Origin of the sequence: Sorangium sp. So ce1504 (genome assembly GCF_051521635.1) — a bacterium.
Lineage (GTDB): Bacteria > Myxococcota_A > Polyangia > Polyangiales > Polyangiaceae > Sorangium > Sorangium cellulosum_B.
The window spans coordinates 237,363-254,688 of the sequence record NZ_CP150365.1; the positions used below are offsets into that span (position 1 = coordinate 237,363).

General features: G+C 70.8%; 12 protein-coding genes. 5 read left to right on the forward strand and 7 right to left on the reverse strand.

Going from position 1 to position 17,326, the window contains the following annotated elements; genetic code table 11:
- Positions 1 to 28: 28 nt before the first annotated feature.
- Both WMF39_RS00960 and WMF39_RS00965 read right to left on the reverse strand, forming a co-directional pair.
- Positions 29 to 454 carry an organic hydroperoxide resistance protein gene (locus tag WMF39_RS00960; RefSeq protein WP_437548723.1) on the reverse strand — a complete coding sequence of 142 codons (426 nt, stop codon included), beginning with the start codon at positions 452 to 454 and terminating at the stop codon, positions 29 to 31.
- 231 nt (positions 455 to 685) lie between these two features.
- Positions 686 to 1,294 carry a VOC family protein gene (locus tag WMF39_RS00965; RefSeq protein ID WP_437743678.1) on the reverse strand — a complete coding sequence of 203 codons (609 nt, stop codon included), beginning with the start codon at positions 1,292 to 1,294 and terminating at the stop codon, positions 686 to 688.
- Between the two features lie 136 nt (positions 1,295 to 1,430).
- Here WMF39_RS00965 and WMF39_RS00970 point away from each other — a divergent pair, with 136 nt between their 5' ends.
- Positions 1,431 to 2,084 (forward strand): TetR/AcrR family transcriptional regulator, encoded by a 654-nt coding sequence (locus WMF39_RS00970; RefSeq protein ID WP_437748145.1) that lies wholly within the window; start codon positions 1,431 to 1,433, stop codon positions 2,082 to 2,084.
- Between the two features lie 87 nt (positions 2,085 to 2,171).
- Here WMF39_RS00970 and WMF39_RS00975 read toward each other — a convergent pair whose 3' ends face one another.
- From WMF39_RS00975 to WMF39_RS00985, 3 genes are all read right to left on the reverse strand, one after another.
- Positions 2,172 to 3,437: a PAS domain S-box protein gene (locus WMF39_RS00975; protein WP_437743679.1), complete on the reverse strand. Its 1,266-nt coding sequence runs from the start codon at positions 3,435 to 3,437 to the stop codon at positions 2,172 to 2,174.
- Positions 3,438 to 3,671: 234 nt separating this feature from the next.
- Positions 3,672 to 4,427 carry a glutathione S-transferase gene (locus WMF39_RS00980; RefSeq protein WP_437743680.1) on the reverse strand — a complete coding sequence of 252 codons (756 nt, stop codon included), beginning with the start codon at positions 4,425 to 4,427 and terminating at the stop codon, positions 3,672 to 3,674.
- 102 nt (positions 4,428 to 4,529) lie between these two features.
- Positions 4,530 to 7,814, reverse strand: coding sequence for a protein kinase domain-containing protein (locus WMF39_RS00985; RefSeq protein WP_437743681.1), 3,285 nt, complete (start codon positions 7,812 to 7,814; stop codon positions 4,530 to 4,532).
- A 484-nt stretch (positions 7,815 to 8,298) separates the two neighbouring features.
- Here WMF39_RS00985 and WMF39_RS00990 point away from each other — a divergent pair, with 484 nt between their 5' ends.
- A complete protein-coding gene (locus WMF39_RS00990; protein ID WP_437743682.1) occupies positions 8,299 to 9,207 on the forward strand; it encodes an MBL fold metallo-hydrolase in 909 nt (302 codons plus the stop codon).
- A gap of 60 nt (positions 9,208 to 9,267) precedes the next feature.
- Here the strand turns inward: WMF39_RS00990 and WMF39_RS00995 are convergent, their stop codons facing one another.
- Positions 9,268 to 11,706, reverse strand: a complete 2,439-nt coding sequence (locus WMF39_RS00995) for a PAS domain-containing protein (RefSeq protein ID WP_437743683.1) — start codon at positions 11,704 to 11,706, stop codon at positions 9,268 to 9,270.
- A 1,007-nt stretch (positions 11,707 to 12,713) separates the two neighbouring features.
- On the opposite strand from WMF39_RS00995, the gene WMF39_RS01000 reads away from it, so the two are divergent.
- The 3 genes from WMF39_RS01000 (at position 12,714) to WMF39_RS01010 (ending at position 15,876) form a co-directional block, all read left to right on the forward strand.
- Positions 12,714 to 13,634: a transposase gene (locus tag WMF39_RS01000; RefSeq protein ID WP_437748146.1), complete on the forward strand. Its 921-nt coding sequence runs from the start codon at positions 12,714 to 12,716 to the stop codon at positions 13,632 to 13,634.
- A gap of 395 nt (positions 13,635 to 14,029) precedes the next feature.
- On the forward strand, positions 14,030 to 15,238 hold the full coding sequence (locus WMF39_RS01005) for an RCC1 domain-containing protein (protein WP_437743684.1): 1,209 nt from the start codon (positions 14,030 to 14,032) through the stop codon (positions 15,236 to 15,238).
- Positions 15,235 to 15,876 (forward strand): hypothetical protein, encoded by a 642-nt coding sequence (locus tag WMF39_RS01010; protein ID WP_437743685.1) that lies wholly within the window; start codon positions 15,235 to 15,237, stop codon positions 15,874 to 15,876. Before WMF39_RS01005 ends, WMF39_RS01010 begins: the two co-directional genes overlap by 4 nt.
- Before the next feature lie 24 nt (positions 15,877 to 15,900).
- On the opposite strand, the gene WMF39_RS01015 is transcribed toward WMF39_RS01010, so the two are convergent.
- Positions 15,901 to 17,241: a sigma-70 family RNA polymerase sigma factor gene (locus WMF39_RS01015; protein ID WP_437743686.1), complete on the reverse strand. Its 1,341-nt coding sequence runs from the start codon at positions 17,239 to 17,241 to the stop codon at positions 15,901 to 15,903.
- Positions 17,242 to 17,326 lie beyond the last annotated feature (85 nt).

The following is a 17,326-nucleotide window of genomic DNA, read 5'->3' on the forward strand; positions in this document are numbered from 1 at the left end:
CGTGGAGGGAGCGCGCGGTGTCAGAAGATCAGGCGACCTCTAGGCGGACGGGGACGTTGTTGCGGGTGGCGTTCGAGTAGGGGCAAACCTGGTGCGCCTTCTCGACCAGCTGCTCGGCTTGCGACCGCTCCAGGCCCGGCAGCGCGATCCGCAGGCCGATGTCGAGGCCAAACCCGCCCTCGGAGCGCGGGCCGATGCCGACGGTCGCCGTCACGGTGGCCTCGGCCGGAATGCGGGCCTTCTCCTGCGCGGCCACGAACTTGAGGGCGCCCAGGAAGCAGGCCGCGTAACCCGCCGCGAACAGCTGCTCCGGGTTGTTCCCCTCGCCGCCAGCGCCGCCGAGCTCCTTCGGTGTCGAGAGCTTGACCTTGAGAGCACCGTCGGCAGTGGCAGCGTGGCCATCGCGGCCGCCATTGGCCGTGGCTTGCGTCGTGTACTTCACGTCAACAGGCATTGGAGCGTTCCTTTCGTGGCGATGAGCCCGGTCACGGGCAGCTCGTCCCCGCCGGGCACGGCCCGACCGGGCAGCGCCGTTCGGGGATGCTCCCATAGTGCCCGCGCTCCTCCCGGGCAACCGCGGGAGGAGACGCCACCCGGAAATCACGCCCGGCATCGACCGCGCGGCGTCATCAGCCTGTCATCTGCTTGCATTCAGCTTGCAGTCAGCTTGCAGTGAGCTGGCACCTCACGGGCCAGCCCAGGTGTAGCTCAGCGCGGAGACGTCGGGCGCCCCGACCGGTATCTCCCCGGTGAAGCCGAGCGTGACGAGCTCGAGGCGGTTGCCGAATGGATCGTTGAAATAGAGCGACGCCTGGCCCGGTGGACCGAGCCGCGTCGGGCCGTACGTCGGCACCGAAGCGGCATTCAAGCGCTCCTTCCACGCGAGCAGCTTCCCAGGCGCGACCCAGAGCGCGCAGTGCGGATGATCCGCCTCGCGGGGCGGCTGCCCGATCGGCGACTCGAAGAGGTCGAACCGCGGGCCCCCGGCGAACACGACCGAGAGGTGGACCCCCCGCGCGATCTCGTCCGCAGGGCGCCCCATCCGCTCGAGGAACGGGACGTCGACCCGCATCACCACGCGCGCGCCGAGCAGTCCGACATAGAACCGCTCCGCCACCCGGAGATCCGAGCACGGCACGGTGAGGTGATCGACGGCGCGCAGCTTGCCGCCCCACGGCGGAAGCAGGCGATACGCAAGGTGCGACCAGGCGAAGAATAGACGCATCCCCACGCCGATCGCCTTTCGCTGGACCCGGGCGGCGAGCGGCGCGGTGGCGAGCTCCAAGGACATCATGCATTTCCTCCATGCGATGGGAGTCAATCAATCAGTTGATTGACAATACGCGACGGCGGCCGGACGGTCAAGGCGCGCGCCGCGGGCGCTTGCTGGGACCGGAGAAAACCTGTAGCTTTGCGTGGGCTTGGCGAAGATGAGAAGCGCCGTCGCGGGCGGCAAGACCTCGTCCACGGAGCTCGGTGCAGCGCGGCGGCGCGACCTGCTCGAGGCGGCGTATACGCTCATCGCCGAGAAGGGCCTCGAGGGGCTGCGGACGCGCGACATCGCGGCGCGCGCAGGGGTCAATATCTCGACGCTGCACTACTATTTCGGGACGAAGGACGAGCTCCTCGCGGCCATCGTCACGCATGTGACGGACAAATTCGTGGAGGCGCAGCGCCGCCCGGCAGGCCAGGGCGCCGCAGGCCCGGCTCACGCGCGCGCGATCCTGAGAGCGCACCTCGAGAGCGCATGGCGCACCTTCCAGGACAATCCGCACCTCGCGGCCGTGCTGCAAGAGCTCTCCGTGCGCGCGCAGCGCGACCCGGCGGCGCGGACCGCGCTCTGCGCCGTCCACAAGGAGTGGAACCTCGCTGTCGAGCACCTCGTGCGGCTAGGCGTGCGCGGCGGACAGCTGCGCTCCGATCTGGATCCTCGCGCCGCGGCCCGCGTGGTCACGTCCTTCATCATCGGCGCCATGACCCAGCTCGGGATCAACGCCGAAGCGTTCGACTTTCACCTCGTCTCGGACGAGCTCGATCGATGGCTCGCCCCCGCGGAGGGCAAGCGGGCGCGCAGCCGCGGGTGAGCGGCCCGACAGCCGTCGAGCGACGCAGAGGCGCTCCCCGCCACCTCACGTCAGCCGAAGCGCGCGTCGATGCGCGCGCCCGGCGGCTCACCGCGGGCTTTCGGCGCTGCAGCGGGAGAGCGCGTAACGCAAGGCGCTCTGGAGCACGCCGAAGGTCTTGAACCCGCCATCCGCCGCGCCGAGCTCCGTCATCGTCCGCGCGATCTCGGGCGAGATCCCGGAGACGAGGCAGCTGCTGCCGAGGAGGTTCGCCGCGCGCACCACGGCGAGGAGGTGCGCCACGGTCGCGGCGTCCACCGCGTTCACGCCGGTCAGGTCGAGGACGGCGAAGCGCGCGCTCGTCCGCACGATCTCGGTGAGCAGCCGCTCCATGATGTGATTCGCCCGCCCGGTCTCCACGGTCCCGATGATCGGCAGCACGAGGACCCCCTCCCACGCCTGGATGATGGGCGTGGACATGGCGCGCATCGTCTCCTGCTGCTGCCGCATCAGCGCCTCGGCGCGCTCGCGCTCGGCGTTCTCCGCCGCGAGCAGGCGGTTCTTCTCCTCGAGCTCCTCCGCGTGGATCGCCCGGCGCTGGAGCGTCTCCCTGAGCTCGGCCTCCAGCCGCTTGAAGGGCGTGATGTCCCTCATCGCGATCGCGACACCGTCGCTCAGCGGGATGACCTGATGCTGGAGCCACCGGTCCTCGTGCCCTGGACTCTCGATCTGCTGCTCCTCGAGGAGCCTTTCGCCGGTCCGAAAGACGCGCGCGTACTTGTCCAGCTGGCCGAGGTGGCGCGCGGCGGGCGAGAGCTCGCTGAGCCGCTTGCCGACGATCTCCTCGCGGGGCATCGACATCCCCTCGACGGCCCTCTGGTTGGCGTCGGTGACCACGAAATCCACGAGCGTCCCGGCCTCGTCGAGCGCGCTCCGGAGCACGAAGAAGGCGTCCAGGCTTCCCTCGACCGCCGCCCGGAACCGGGACTCGGCCGCGAGCAGCGACTCCTCCGCGCGCTTGCGATCCGTGACGTCGCGAGCGACGAAATAGACGAGCTCCTCCTCCGGGTGAACCGACGAGTTCCACTCGATCCACCGGTAAGAGCCGTCGCGACACCGGTAGCGGTTCGTGAACGTCACGCTGCCGCTGCCGCCGAACACCTGCGCCGACTCGGCCAGCGTGCGCGCTCGATCGTCGGGGTGCACGAAGTCGATGAACGGCGTCGACAAGAGCTCTTCGCGCGAGAACCCGAGCGTGCGCTCCCACGCCTGGCCAATCCGCCTGAAGCGCCCGTCAAAACCGGCGGTGCCGATCAGATCCACGGACATCTCGAAGAAGCGGCCCACCTCGTCCGTTTGCCACGCTTGTTTCATGGTAAATTCCACCGCTACCAGATCCGGCGTCCATGATCGAGGCTTTGGCGCCACGCGAGGCCTGGCGTTGCGGACGCGCCTGCCAACGGTCGGGGGGTGCGCGCTGGACGACCGCGCTCCTGGTCAGTCGCCCTCAACGCCTGAAGGAGAGAGCTCCCCGATGAAGCACAGTGCCATGCTGGTTTCCCCGGGCTTCACCGCGCTCGAGATGCCGCGCTCGCCCGGCCGGGCAGGTCAGCTCGTCCGGAAGGCGCGGTAGAGCTCGTCGCGCCACGCGACGAGGTCGTCGTAGCGATCGCGCAGGTCGGGGTCGGAGAAGCACCGGCGGCTGGCGGCGCCGAGCTTCAGCTGGGCGGGCGGCGCGACGTTCACGAGGACCTGGCTCATCGCGATATCCGCGAACGTGAAGCGGCCGAGGAGCGTCCGCGGCGCGTCTCCGGACGGCGCCGCCCGCGCGAGCGTCTCGCGGATCTCCTCCAGCACGGCGACCTGCGTTTGCCGGTGCGCCTCGCCGTCGGTCTTGTCGCCGTCGTACTTGCGGAGGGTGCGGGCGACCCCCAGCGCTCCCAGCCGCGAGGCGAGGGGGCCGAGCGCGCGGCGGATCGGCCTCGGCGCCATCTCGGCGAGCGCCTCGTCGTCGGCCAGCATGCGCGTCAGCGCGCGGGCGCGCCCGGCGGCGAGGCCGCGCTCCGAAAGATCGATGAGCCGCGCGATGTCGGCCTCGTGCTCGACAGGGAACAGGGTCGGTCCCGCGCCGCGCCCGTCTGCCCAGCGTGCGATGTCGGCCGAGTCCCCGAGCACGCGCCCGTCGTCGGTGGTGAGCGCCGGCACCGAGACACGGCCCGTGAGCCGGCGGAGCTTCACCCGGAGCGCCGGCTCACCGACGAGCGGCTGGTAGTGCCGGAAGGTGTAGGGGACGCGCCGGACGTCGAGCGCCCAGCGAGCCTTCTCCGTCCACGGCGAGAAAACGAGGCCAAGTAGCTCGGTCATGGCGCCGGCAGGCTACCACACACCGCCGCGCGCCTCCGGCCGATCGCTCGCGGGCCGAGGGCGCGGCCCGTCGGTGGGCCCTCGGGCTCACCGCGAGCGATCTCACGGGCAGGCGTCGTTCTCGTCGTTCTCGTCGATCTCCACCCAGATCGACTCGGGATCGTCGAACCCCTTGAGCCGGAACGCGCCCGCTCGGCGGAAGTCGGCGCGCGACGGGTCGGGGAGCGCGGCGGCCGCGGAGCGCGAGAGCGTCACGCGGCCGGGGCGCGGCAGGCCGATCCCGGAGCTCGGCTCGTCCGCGCGATCCTCCTCGGTGACCGCCTCGATGCGGAAGAGCCGATGGACCTCCGTGCCGATGACGTCGTGATCGCTCATGCGCACCCAGCCCCAGTGGACGACGAGGCGCAGCTGGGCGGGGTCGTCGACGGTGCGGCGGAGCACGCGGGCCGCGTCGACGGCGCGGGCCACGGTGGGATAGACCGCGAGGTACCCATCGCCGGTCCCCTTCAGCAGGCGCGGGTTCGTCGCCCCTCGGAGGGAGCCGCGGAGCCGGTGAAGGTGGTCGACGAAGCCGGTGTCGCCGATGCTGCGGATCATGTGGGTCGACCGGACGATGTCGATGAGCAGCATGGCCACCTCCACCCGGTCGGTCGGCTCCGTTTCCTCTCGCCGCTCGTCGGGGAAGAGCTCGAGGAGCGTGAGGTGGAGATCGTCCCAGTGGATTCGCTCGAGGTGCGCGCTGAGGCGGGCGAAGGTGGGGGAGGCGGCGATCGCCCGCCGCGCGGCGTCGGGGCCCTCGCCGTCGGCGATCTCTGTCGCGAGGCGGTCGAGGAGGGAGAACACCGCCCCGCCGATCTCCTCGTCGGCGTCCGGGCGCCGGAAGAGCTCGCGCTGGACGTCGACCACGAGGTCCCAGTGGCGGGGCCAGGGCTCCCCGTGGCCGATGATCACGTGGCGGATCGCGTGGAACCGGCCGCCGCCGGGGAGCGGCTCGATCAACGCGCGGAGGGAAGGGTGGAGCAGGTAATACCGCGAGCGCGGCAGCTCGTGGCGCGAGCCGACGACGGCGTCGTGCGGCTGGCGAAAGCGCTGGACCTGGCGCTCGGCCCCCGGATCGGCGCCGAGCACCCCGAGGAGGCCGCACTCGAAGAGCTCGCGGAAAGGGTGGTAGACGTCGTCGGCCTCCCTGCCGTGGGCGTCGTAGAACGCGCGATCGACCTCATGAAACCTGCACCAGACCTCGACCACCTCGTCGTGGGTGAGGACGTCGCAGGGGAGGAGGCCGAGGAAGCGAGCCCGCTTGTCGCGGTGACAGAGCACCTCGAGGAAGACCCGCATCTCGTCGAAGATGTTGGCCACGAGGAGGCCGGCGCTGGTGCGCTGCACGATCTGCGTGAAGGTCCGCTCGTCGAGCGCCTTTCGGTTGCGCGAGATCTCCGAGGCGAGGATCACGAGGTCGCGCGGCCGCCCGAGGGTGTGGCGGTGGAGGAAGTCGAAGGTCGACTCGCCGCGGGCCGAGCGCCCCGCGCTCACCACGTCGAGGTGGATGAACTCGCGGAGCGGCAGCCGCTCGTAATAATACGTGAGCTTCTCGAGCAGCTCGAAGAGCTCGTGCTTGGCGTAGCGGAGCGTCGACGTCGCGCCGTAGAGGTTGGTCTTGATGTCGGACTCGTAGGCGGAGAACGCCTCTTCGCGGATGGTGGCGAAGATCTTGACGTGCCGGTTGGCGTTCATCAGATCCCACGCGGCCTCGATCATCCCCGCTTGCATGTGGATCCACGCGGCCCGCGGGAGCCGCCGGAGCGCCTGATCGAGCTTGTCGATGAAGATGAAGACGCCGCTGTGGAGCGAGCGGAGCCGCCGCTCGAGCGGGCGCTCCATCGCGTCGACGACCTGGTTGATCTGGCGGACGGTCAGCGAGAGCAGCTCCTTCAGCACCATCGTCGGCTCGACCGGCCGGCCCTCCAGGAGCCCGCGCAGGCTCCGGGGGAGCGGCGCCAGATCCGCGGGATCGCCGGCGCCGGCGGCGGCGGACTGGTAGGAGACGATCGACATGCGGAAGCTGAAGCTCCAGAGCCGCTTGCACTCGTGGAGGCCCGACATGAGGTCGCTGCGGGTCTGATCGACGCTGGGCAGATCGCCCATCAGATCGAGGTACGGCCGCCCCTCCGGGATGAACTGCACGGCGGCGTGGCGGCGCTCGCGGCCGGTCGCCGCCAGGTAGATCTCGCTGAGGACCGAGCGCTTGTACGTGAGGAGGAGGGTCTTGCCGAGCCCCTTGCTCCCCGAGACAAAGTGCTTGTTGGCGCTGTCGAGGAACTCGCGGACCACGGCGTTCTTGAAGGTCAGGTCCTTGAGGGCGCCGATATCGATCTGGTTGGCGTCCGAGGCCCAGCTCTGGTTCGTGGGGGGTTCGGGCGGCGAGGGCCGGGGCAGGGGCAGGGGCGGCTCCGGCGGGCGCCCGGCGAGCGCCCGGAGCGCCTCGATGAGCTCGCGGGCGGAGGTGAACCGGCGGTCGAGGTCGCGGTGGATCGCCCGGGCGAACCAGGCGTCAAAGCCGCTCGGGACGTCTGCCAGGCGCGACGGCGGGGCCGGGACATCGAAGCAGATCTTGTGGACGAGCTCGAAGAGCGACTCGCCGCGGAAGGGCCGTTGCCCGGTCATGCACTCGTAGGCGATCACGCCGATCGACCAGAGGTCCGCGCGGAGGTCGACCCCACGGGCGTCGGCGATCTGCTCCGGGCTCATGTAGCTCACCGTGCCCAGGGTGGCGCCGGCGTCCGTCTGCGGGGATCCATGGGGGTCGAGCCCGAGGTCACCGAGCTTGACGATCCCGAAGTCGAGGACCTTGCAGAGCGGGCCATCGTCGTCCTCGACGAGGAAGACGTTGGCCGGCTTGATGTCGCGATGGATGATCTCCATGCGGTGGGCCTTGGCGATCGCGCTGCAGACATCGCCGAGGATCGCCTTCGTCTGTTCATAGGAGAGCGGCCCGCGGGCGATCCGCTGGGCCAGGTCCTCGCCGCGAAGGAGCTCCATGGCGATGTAGGGCACCTGCGTGGCTGCATCGACGTTGAACTCGAGGAGCTGCACGACGTTCTTGCTCCGCAGCCTCGCCGCTGTCTGCGCCTCGCGGAAGAAGCGGGCGCGCGCCCGCTCCGTGCCGACGATCGCCGGATCCATCAGCTTGAGCGCGACCGGCTCGCCGAGGCGAAGATCGGTTGCCCGGTAGACCCGGCCCATGCCTCCCTTCTTCAGGAGCTCGTCGATCCGAAAGTGCTGGCCGACGACATCCCCCGGGCCAACGCTCCTGGCCCCGGTCGAGTCGCTTCCGCGAGCGGATGGCTTGGTGGCCTGGTACGGACGGCGGGCACTCTCATCCGACATATCGCCCAGCGTACCAGCCTTGGCGCCTCAGGAGAACCTGCGCGCCCGCGCCTACCAGCTCGTCGCAACGCCGCCCCGGAAGTAGGGCTCCTGCTCGGGCGCGGGGAAGCGCGCGCCGCGGCGGAGCTCGGGTGGCGCGCGGTGGCGCTGGCGCGGACATGGGGGCGCTCCGGGTCAGGAAGTGTCCAGGCGCGGCACGAACGTCGAGGCGGCCCATCCAGGGAGCCTCCCGTGCGGGGCGCCTCCGCCCGTGGCAGGCGTCCGGTTTTCCGTCGTTTACGCCGTCCGGGGCCCGGAGATCGGCATACACCGTGCAATCACAGCGCCTCATGCGCTCCGGTGAGCCCTGGCTCTGGTCTTGTGATCTCCGGCGAGCGGGGCGCGATGAGCAGTTCGAGCGCACACCGCGCCGTGGGCTCGCGTCGGGGCCAGCTCGTCGAGCGGTCGTCGCGGGGGCAGGGTAGCCGCGAAGGGGGATGCGTCCGTGCGAATCCATCATCTCAACTGCATCTCGACCTGTCCGGTCGGCGGCGCGCTGATGGACGGGCGAACGCTGGGGCTCCGCGGGCGGCTGACGTGCCATTGCTTGCTCCTCGAGACGGAGAGCGGCCTGGTCCTCGTGGACACCGGGCTTGGGCTGCTGGACGTCTCGATGGCGAGGAAGCGGCTCAGCCGGTTCTTCCTCTTCCTCGTGCGACCGGAGTTTCGCGCCGAGATGACCGCGCGCCGGCAGATCGAGCGCCTCGGCCTTCGACCCGAGGAGGTCCGCCATATCGTGCTCACCCACCTCGATTTCGACCATGCCGGAGGCCTCGACGACTTTCCTGGAGCGCAGGTCCATCTGCTCGCCAACGAGCGTGACGCCGCGGTCGCGCGGCGGACGCTCCTCGACCGGATGCGCTACCGGCCGGCTCAGTGGTCGACGCAGCCGAGCTGGATTACCTACCCCTCGGGCGGTGGCGAGCGCTGGTTTGGCTTCGAGGGCGCGCGGCCGGTGGGTGGATTGAAGGACGAGGTGCTCTTCGTCCCGCTCATCGGTCACACGCTGGGCCACGCTGGCGTGGCTATCCGGAGCGACGGCGGCTGGCTGCTCCTCGCCGGCGACGCCTACTTCTATCACCGAGAGATGGACCCGGTTCGGCCGGCGTGCACGCCGGGTCTGCGTCTCTATCAGTTCATGATGGAGAAGGACCGCGGCGCGCGGCTCGAGAACCAGCGGCGGCTGCGCGCGCTGCGCGAGGAGCGCGGCCACGAGGTAAGGCTCGTGTGCTCTCATGACGTCGTGGAGTTCGAGCGCATCACCGGACGAAGCCATGCTGTGCCGGCCGGAGCGGGGAGGGACGTGTCGGAGCCGCCGCTGTGGACCCCCGCTCCGGTCGCGGGCGCGCGCTGACCGCGCACAGCAGGCCATCTCCTCTCGGTAGGCCGCCTCCGAGGGCCGGGCGGCTCGTGGCTACGTTGCATCCCGGCGCGGCGCCGCGCCCACCGGAAGCGTGAAATGGAACGTCGTGTGGCCCCCCTCGGGGCTCTCGACCCAGATCTTGCCGTCGTGGGCCTCGACCAGCCCCTTCGCGATGTACAGGCCGAGGCCGAGGCCGACCACGCGCTCCTCCTTCGCCTTTCCCCGGAAGAAGCGTTCAAACAGGAGCGGGAGGTCCTGGGCCGGGATCCCGCGGCCGCTGTTCCGGATGGAGATCTGCACCGCGTCGTCGCGCCGCTCCAGCGCCACCTGTATCGGCGTCTCGGGATCACCGTATTTCACGGCGTTGGAGATGAGATTGCTGAGCACCTGCTCGACGCGCCCGGCGTCCGCGTGCACGATCGGGATCTCCCCGCGGCTCTCGACGTCGACAACGCGCCCCTCGGTCTCGCTCTCCATCCGCTCGACGACCGCCTCCACGAGCGCGCGCAGGTCGACGGGGGCGCGCTCGATCGCGAGGCGACGCGACTCGATCTGGGAGATGTCCGTGAGATCGGAGACCATCCGCCCGAGCCGCTTGGCGCTCGCCAGGATGTGTCCCGCCCTCGTCTTCACCGCGGTCGTGACCTGGGGCTTCCGTTCGAGCTGGGTCGCGTAGCCGATGATCGTCGTCACGGGCTGCTTCAGGTCGTGCGCGACGACCGATGTCCACTCTTCCTTCAGCCGCTCGAGCTCCTTGAGCCGGGTGATGTCGTCGAAGACGACGACCGCGCCGAGCAGCTTGCCGTTCCCGTCGACGATGGGGCCAGCGCTCGCGAGCACCGCCAGCATGCTGCCGTCGGCGCGCCGGAGCGACAGCTCCCTCGAGCTCGTGACCTCGCCTCGCAGCGCGCCCGCCGACGGCTGCTCCTCGTCCGTGAGCGGCTCCCCGTCGGGCAGGCACAGACCCCATGCGCCCAAGGGCCCGGGCGGCGAGTCTGTCCCGGCGAGCTCCTGGGCGCGGCGATTCCGGGCGATCTGCGCGCCGGCCCGGTCGAGGAGGAGGATGCCGACAGGCGAGCGCTCGATGACCGCGTGGAGCCAGCGCCGCTCGGCCGCGAGCTGTCCGAGGAGCTGCTCGCGCTCCTCGTCGGCGAGCTTCTCCGTGGTGACGTCGCGCGAGATGCCGATCCCGGCGATCGGGTTTCCGTGCTCGTCGTGCTGGATCGTGATGTGGGTCGAGAGCCAGCGGGTCCGGCCGCTCCTGTCGATGATCCGGAAGGTGAGCCGGCCGCCGGCCGCGGCCATGTGCTCGACGAACGCATGATAGCGCCCGACGTCCTCGGGATGGATCAGGGTGACGAACAGCTCGGGGTCCTCGTACCAGGCCGCGGGCGGATAGCCGGTGTGCTCGAGGACGGCGGGGTTGATGTACTCGTAGCCCCCCTCCGGGCCGAGCCGTATATGGAAGATGACGTCGCTCGCGTGCTCCGCGATCATCCGCAGGCGCTCCTCGCTGAGCCGCAAGGCGCGATCGGCGCGCCGCTGCTCGGTGACGTCGAGGGCCGTGCCGATCATCCGCAGCGGAGAGCCGTCCTCGGCGCGGATCACGTCCGCCTCGGTGTGGAGGGAGCGCTCTTCGCCGTTCGGGCGGACGATCCGGTAATCGACGCAATAGGGCAGGGTGCCCTGGAGCGCGAGGTCGACGGAGCGTATCACACCCTCGCGGTCCTCCGGGTGGATGCAGGCGAGGAACCGCTCGTACGTGAGCGCGCCGGCGTCGCGGGACAGGCCCAGCATCCGATAACACTCGTCGGACCAGAGCAGCTCGTTGCTCGGAATGTGCCAGTCCCAGTTGCCCAGCTTCGCCAACCTCTGCGCGCGGGCGAGGCTGTCCTCGCTCAGCCGGAGCGCGGCCTCCGTCTGCCTGGCTTCCGCGATCGTCGCGTGGAGCTGCTCGCGCGAGCGCTCGAGCTCGTGGTTCTCCCGCTCGAGCTCCTCGATCCGTGCGCGCTGGGCGTGCAGCTCGGGGGCGGTGAGCGCCATCCCGAAGAGGCTCGACAGGGCGCCCGCGATCTCGACCAGCTCGGTCTGCGGGAGGGCGGGCTGCGCCGTGGCGCAGAGCAGCACCGCGCGCAGGGTGCCGGCGAAGGCGATGGGGATCGCGAACGCGCGGGTGCAGCCGCAGCGTCGGCGCAGATGGCCGGCGTCGAGGAGCGCGTCGGCGCTCTCGTCCTCGGGCGCGACCTGCGCGATGTTCAGGCGGGCGGCGGCGCCGGCGAGGCTCGGGGCGTCGAGCGGCAGGCGCCGGAGGGCGTCCAGCGAGCCCGCGCTGCCGCCCGCGCAGGCGACGAGCCCGAGCGTGTGCGGCACCTGCGCGACATCGTAGAGGCAGGCGATGTCGACGTGGAGGAGGCGCGCCGCCGCCGCCACGATCGCTTGCTGCGGACTGTCATCGCCGGCGCGCGAGAGGGCCATCGACGCGTCGGCCACGGCGCGGGCGAGCGTGTCGCCCGACGCCGGCGGATCCCCGCGGTGTCGCTCCCTGGACGGTCCACCCCGTTCGGCTCCGCGCCCTCTGTCGTCGCTGTTCAATCCGCCCCTCGCGCCTTCTACCCGGATCCTGGTGGGCGCGAAGCGAGACTATCACGAGCCTTCGCGCCGCAACCTGGTTCACGCGGCCGTCCAGGGCCCGGGCCGGTGCAGGCCGGCGGCGGCTCTGCCGCGCACGCGCTGGCTGAGGAGGACGCCGGGGAGGAAATGCGCGGCGGCCAGCGCGCTGGGAGGCGGCTACTGGGCGGCGTCGCCTCGTCGTGGCGAAGGCCAAGCGCCCCCGCACCTCTCGAAGTGCGTGGGCGATTTGCATACTGACGGCAACGTCTCATCGTCGCTGTAGGGGTCGAACGCCGTCGCGCGCACCCGGGCGTGCGGAGGTGGCCTACCTCGGTTGCGCCGCACAGGCGCGCGGGCTCTGGCTTCGTGATGGCCAATCACACCGGGACAGAAGCATTCCGGTGAACCATCGAGCCGAGAGCGGCGCTTCCACGCGGGGGTGCAGAGGCGCAACCCATGATTCACGCCATGCAGGAAGACCCCCGGCGTTTGCGCGGCGAGGTTCAGGTGGTTGTCATCCTCCCCCACTCAGAAGGGTCTTGGCGACCCGTCGATGCCATACGGCTGGGCGACATAGATGCGCAAGAGAAAACGTGAATTACAGTGCGAGTGTGAGCGTTGGGCGGACCCGACCCAGGTTGGTGGCGCGGACCCGCGCGCGGACCCGACCCAGGTTGGCGGGGCGGATCCTGTGGACCGACCAGGTGCAGCGGATCCGATGCCGGTTGGCGGACTAACCGCAACCCAGGTTGGGCTAGTCGAGGTTGGGCTAGTCGGCTCCAGCTCGGGTGGCGGCCCGCCAGGCGGCCGCCACCCAAGAAGCTTGGTCGAGCCGCGAAATGATTGATGGAAATCCCTGGCACGGCGCTTGTCTTATTGCGCCTGTCATGAGCCAGCCCCGCGAGATCGCTGCCGGAGCCACCTACCTCATCACCCGTCGCGTCTTGCGCCGGCACCTGCTCTTCCGCCCGGATGCGGCAATCACCCAGCTCCTGGTCTACGTCCTCGCGGTGTCGACCCGCCGTTACAGCATCGAGGTCCATGCGATCTGCGCCATGTCGACGCATCTGCACCTGGTCGTGACCGACTCGAGGGGCGTCCTGCCGCGGTTCTTGCAATTCTTCCATCGCATCGTCGCGCTCGGCACGAAGGTGCTTCGCGGGTGGGAAGGCCCGGTATGGGACCACGAGGCCACGAGCGTGGTGCGGCTGCTGACGCGCGCTGCGGTGGTGGAGAAGATTGCTTACGTCATGGCGAATCCTGTCGCCGCTGGCCTGGTGCAGCATGCTCGCGAGTGGCCGGGCGCCAAGGTGGATGTGGACGAGCTCGGTCGCGGCGTGCTGCGCGCAGCACGGCCTTCGGCGTATCTCGACCCGGAAAACCCCCAGTGGCCCGAGGAAGCGACGGTCTCGCTCGCGCTGCCGCCGGCCATCGAGCAGGACAGCGCGGAGGGCTTTCGCCAGGACGTCTCTGCCGAGCTCGAGCGACACGAAGCGCGGGCCCGCGTGGAGGTGCAGCGGCGAGGACTTCGCTTCTTGGGCGCCGAGAGAGCCTGCAAGGTGTCCCCTCACGAGCGCGTGACGAGCTTCGAGCCGCTGCGCGACGGCAATCCGACGTTTGCGGTGGGTCGCGAGCAGGGAGATGCGTGGCGAGTCGCAGGTGCCGCTGTGCGTGCGTTTCGAGCGTCGTACCGTGCGGCGCTGGAGCGATGGCGTGCCGGCGTACGCAGCGCTGTATTCCCCGCGGGGACGTGGTGGATGCGCACGTTTCACGGCGCCAGCGTGGCCGACGTCGTGCTCACGGTGTAGAGCCACAGCGGTGGGGCGCTGCAGGGAGGTTGGCGGGACGGGCGAGGGCATCAGTGCCTTGTCGTGGGGGCGCGTGCGTCTGGGACCGGCGGTGTGGACGGACGAATCTCGTGCGGCGGTGTACCCGTGCCTTCGTACCTCTGCAGGCGGTGCCGAACGCAGAGGAAGCGGCGTCAGGGGCAGAGGGCTGTACGCGATGGTTGGCCGAGCGGAATGATTCCTCTCGAAAGGTGGACCCATGGGATAGTCATTCCGGGGTGGGGTGCCGCAGCCCCCCGGCCGCAACGCAACCTGGCCGCATCGCAACGTAGGTCGGTCGTTTTCGCGTGCGGGGTGCGGCGCAACCTGGGTAGGGTCGTTTGGCCGTTCATGCAGGCACGCGCACGAGGCGAATGATGATCGGACGAAGAGGTCTCATCTCCCGACGGTGGGCGGCCGCCTCGCTGCTCATCACGGCGCCCCTCGCCGGTGGCTGCTCGGAGGACTACCACTTCACCCCCGTGCGCGTGAAGGCGCTCGAACCCGCGGCGCAGATCGTCGCCGGTGCCTACCATACCTGCGCGATTCTCAGGAACGGTAATACCGCGTGCTGGGGCGACAACGAAGCGGGCCAGCTTGGCGACGTTTCCATCGGCTCGCTGAGTACCTCCCCGAGGTGGGTCTCGCTCGCCGCGGACCCCGTGTGTCTCGCCGCTGGTCCGCGGCACACGTGCGCGCTGTTCGACGAGGGGAGGGTCAGGTGCTGGGGGGATGACGTGGGCGGCTCCCTCGGCGTCGTGCCGGCGGGCTGCGCCGACACTTCCGGGGGCGCGGACGTCGTGGCTGGTGGGCGTTGCCCGGTGCCACCGCGCGACGTGCCCGACCTGGAGGGCGTGGTTGAGCTCGCGGCCGGCGGGCTCGTGGAGGCGGACGACCCATCGCTCGGGTTCACGTGCGCCGTGCGCGGCGCCGACACCGTGGTCTGCTGGGGTGACAACCGGAGCCACCAGCTCGGCTCCGATCCCGAGACCGTCGTGAGGAGCGAGCCCGCGCTCGTCCTCGACCTGGGTGGGTTCCCGCTGCGCGGCGTGGCGCGCGTCGCCGCCGGCGAAGCGCAGGCGTGCGCCCTCGACGCGCAGGGCGACGTGTGGTGCTGGGGAGACGGTGCCGCCGGAGCTGCCCGCAAGGAGGGCGTGCGCGGCGCGACCGACGTTGCTGTGGGCGGGCGCCACAGCTGCGCTGCCCTCGGCACGGGACAGGTGGCGTGCTGGGGTTGGAACCTCAACGGCCAGAGCGGCGGCGGGCCCATCGTCGACAGCGCCGACGAGGTTGTCGGCGTCACCCTCATCGAGGGCGTTGCCGGTGCGAAGGCCGTCGTCGCCGGCGGGCGCCACAGCTGCGCGCTGCTCGACGACGGCGGCGTCGTGTGCTGGGGCTCCAACCAGAGCGGCCAGCTCGGCTCCGAGGAGGCCAACCTGGTCTCCGCGCCGGTGCAGGCGGCGCTCGACGTGCGCGCGGTCGCCCTCGCCGCCGGGCGAGAGCACACCTGCGCGCTCGACGAGGAGGGCGGGGTGTTCTGCTGGGGCAGCGACGGCCAAGGCCAGATCGGGACCGGGCGACAGTGACGCGCGCCGCGCGGTTGCTCGCGGCCGTGGCAGGGATGGCCGGCGCCCTCGCCCCTGGCGCTGCTCTCGCCGATCCGGTGCGGCCCTTTCAGATGGATCTCGCCTTCGGCGCGCGCGCGGGCAGCGGCGTACGGGTCTTCGAGGGCAGGCTGTTTCTCGGCTGGTGCGGGTCTACGGGCCCCGACCGCGCGTCGTGGGTCCCGTACTTCTCCGGGGGGCTCTCGGCGAGCGCAGGCTCGACCGACGTTGACGATCGCCGTGGCTTCGACGGCCAGGTGCACGTCGCGCGCTACGCGCTCGGTCCCGAGCTCCGCGCCGGCTTTGCCGGCGAGAGCGGCACGATGAACCACTACGTTTATCTGGCCGTCGCGCCGGTCTACCTCTTCGCCGGGACGCTGAGCGACAGGCTCCCCGAGGCCGGTGGCGCGCTCGGCGCGCGCGCGGCCCTCGGCCTCGGCCTGCCCGTGAAGTGGCGCATGATCTTCGGGAGCCGGGACGAGCGGCTGTGCGACGGCAAGGACGACTGCCTGCTCGTCGACGCCCTGCTCTTCCTCGTCCCCAACCACGTCGAGCTCGCGTACGAGAACGCGGCCGGCTCGTCTCACCGGCTGGGCGGGGCGGTGGGGTACAGCTTCTGAAGCGCGCCGGCGCTTCCCGCGCCCTCACCCCTCGAGATAGGAGCCGAGCTCTCGCTGCCGCGAGCGCGTCCGGAGCTTCTCGAGCAGCTTCGCCTCGATCTGACGGATGCGCTCCCGCGTCAGCGAGAACGACTGCCCGATCTCCTCGAGCGTCTCGTCCTCGTTGCCGTCGAGGCCGAAGCGGCGCCGCAGGAGCTCGCGCTCACGCGGCTGCAGCGAGTCGAGCAGCTCGCGCGTCTGCTCGATCAGCCGGCGCCGGGCCAGCATGTCCGCGGGTGTGGGCTCGTCGTTGGCCAGCAGATCGCCGTACCGGGTATCGCCCTCCTCGCCGACGGGGGCGTCGAGGCTGAGCGGCTCGAGCGCGAGCTCGCTGATCACCCGCACCTTCTCCACGGTGAGGCCGCTGCGCTCCGCGATCTCCTCGACGGAAGGCTCGCGCCCCCGCTCCTGCACCAGATCTCGCCGGGCGCGCACCACCTGGCTCCGGATCGCGGTGAGGTGGACCGGCATCCGAACGGGCTTTCCCTGGTTGAGGATCGTCCGCTTGATCGCCTGCTTGATCCACCACGCGGCGTAGGTGCCGAAGCGGTGGCCGCGGCGGTACTCGAACTTGTCGGCGGCGCGGATCAGGCCGAGATTCCCCTCCTGCACGAGGTCCAGCAGCGGGACGCCGAAGCGCTGGTGCTCCCGCGCGATGGCGACCGCGAGCCGGAGGTTCGCCTGGACGAGCTCGGACTTCGCCTGCGCGACGGCGCGGCGCCCCCGGGCGATCGCCGCGATCGTGGCCTCGATCGCGGAGCGCTCCGCCTTGTCCGCCTCGGCCGCTGCTGCGCGAAGGCTCCGCTCGATGCGCTCCTCGAAGGTCGGATCGAGGCGCAGCTCGGCGAGGCCCGCGGCGAGGCCCGCGAGGGCGGTCTCCACGCCGTCCTCGGTGATCTGCCGGCCGAGGAGCGAGCGGGCGAGCGCGAGCAGCTCCGCGAGCCGCTTCGCGGAGGCGTCCGCCTCGGGATCACCCGCGTCGGCCTCGCACAGCAGATCCCGGAGGCTCAGCGCCCCGACCTGGACGTCCTCTGCCGTCGAGGCGAGTTCGCGCAGCGCGACGGGCGACCGGACCCACGCCTCGAAGCAGGCGAGCGCGCCCGCCTCGATACGACGGCCGATCGCGACCTCGCCCTCGCGCGTCAGCGGCTGGCTGCCGGCGAGCGACCGGAAGTAGAGCTCGGTCGCGCCGAGCGTGGCTTGCGCGCCGGTGGCCTTCGCGCGCCGAGCTGGCGCGCGCTCGCCCGCGCGTCCGCCCGCGGAAGCGATGGAAACGGGATGACTCGATTCGGACTCGCTCGTCGAGAGCGAGGGACGGAACCTCATTCAATGCGCTCCAGTGTTGCCGCTGCGTCGTACCCGACCGCGAAGGGTGTGAGGGGGCACGATCATCAATGCGCCTCGATATCCT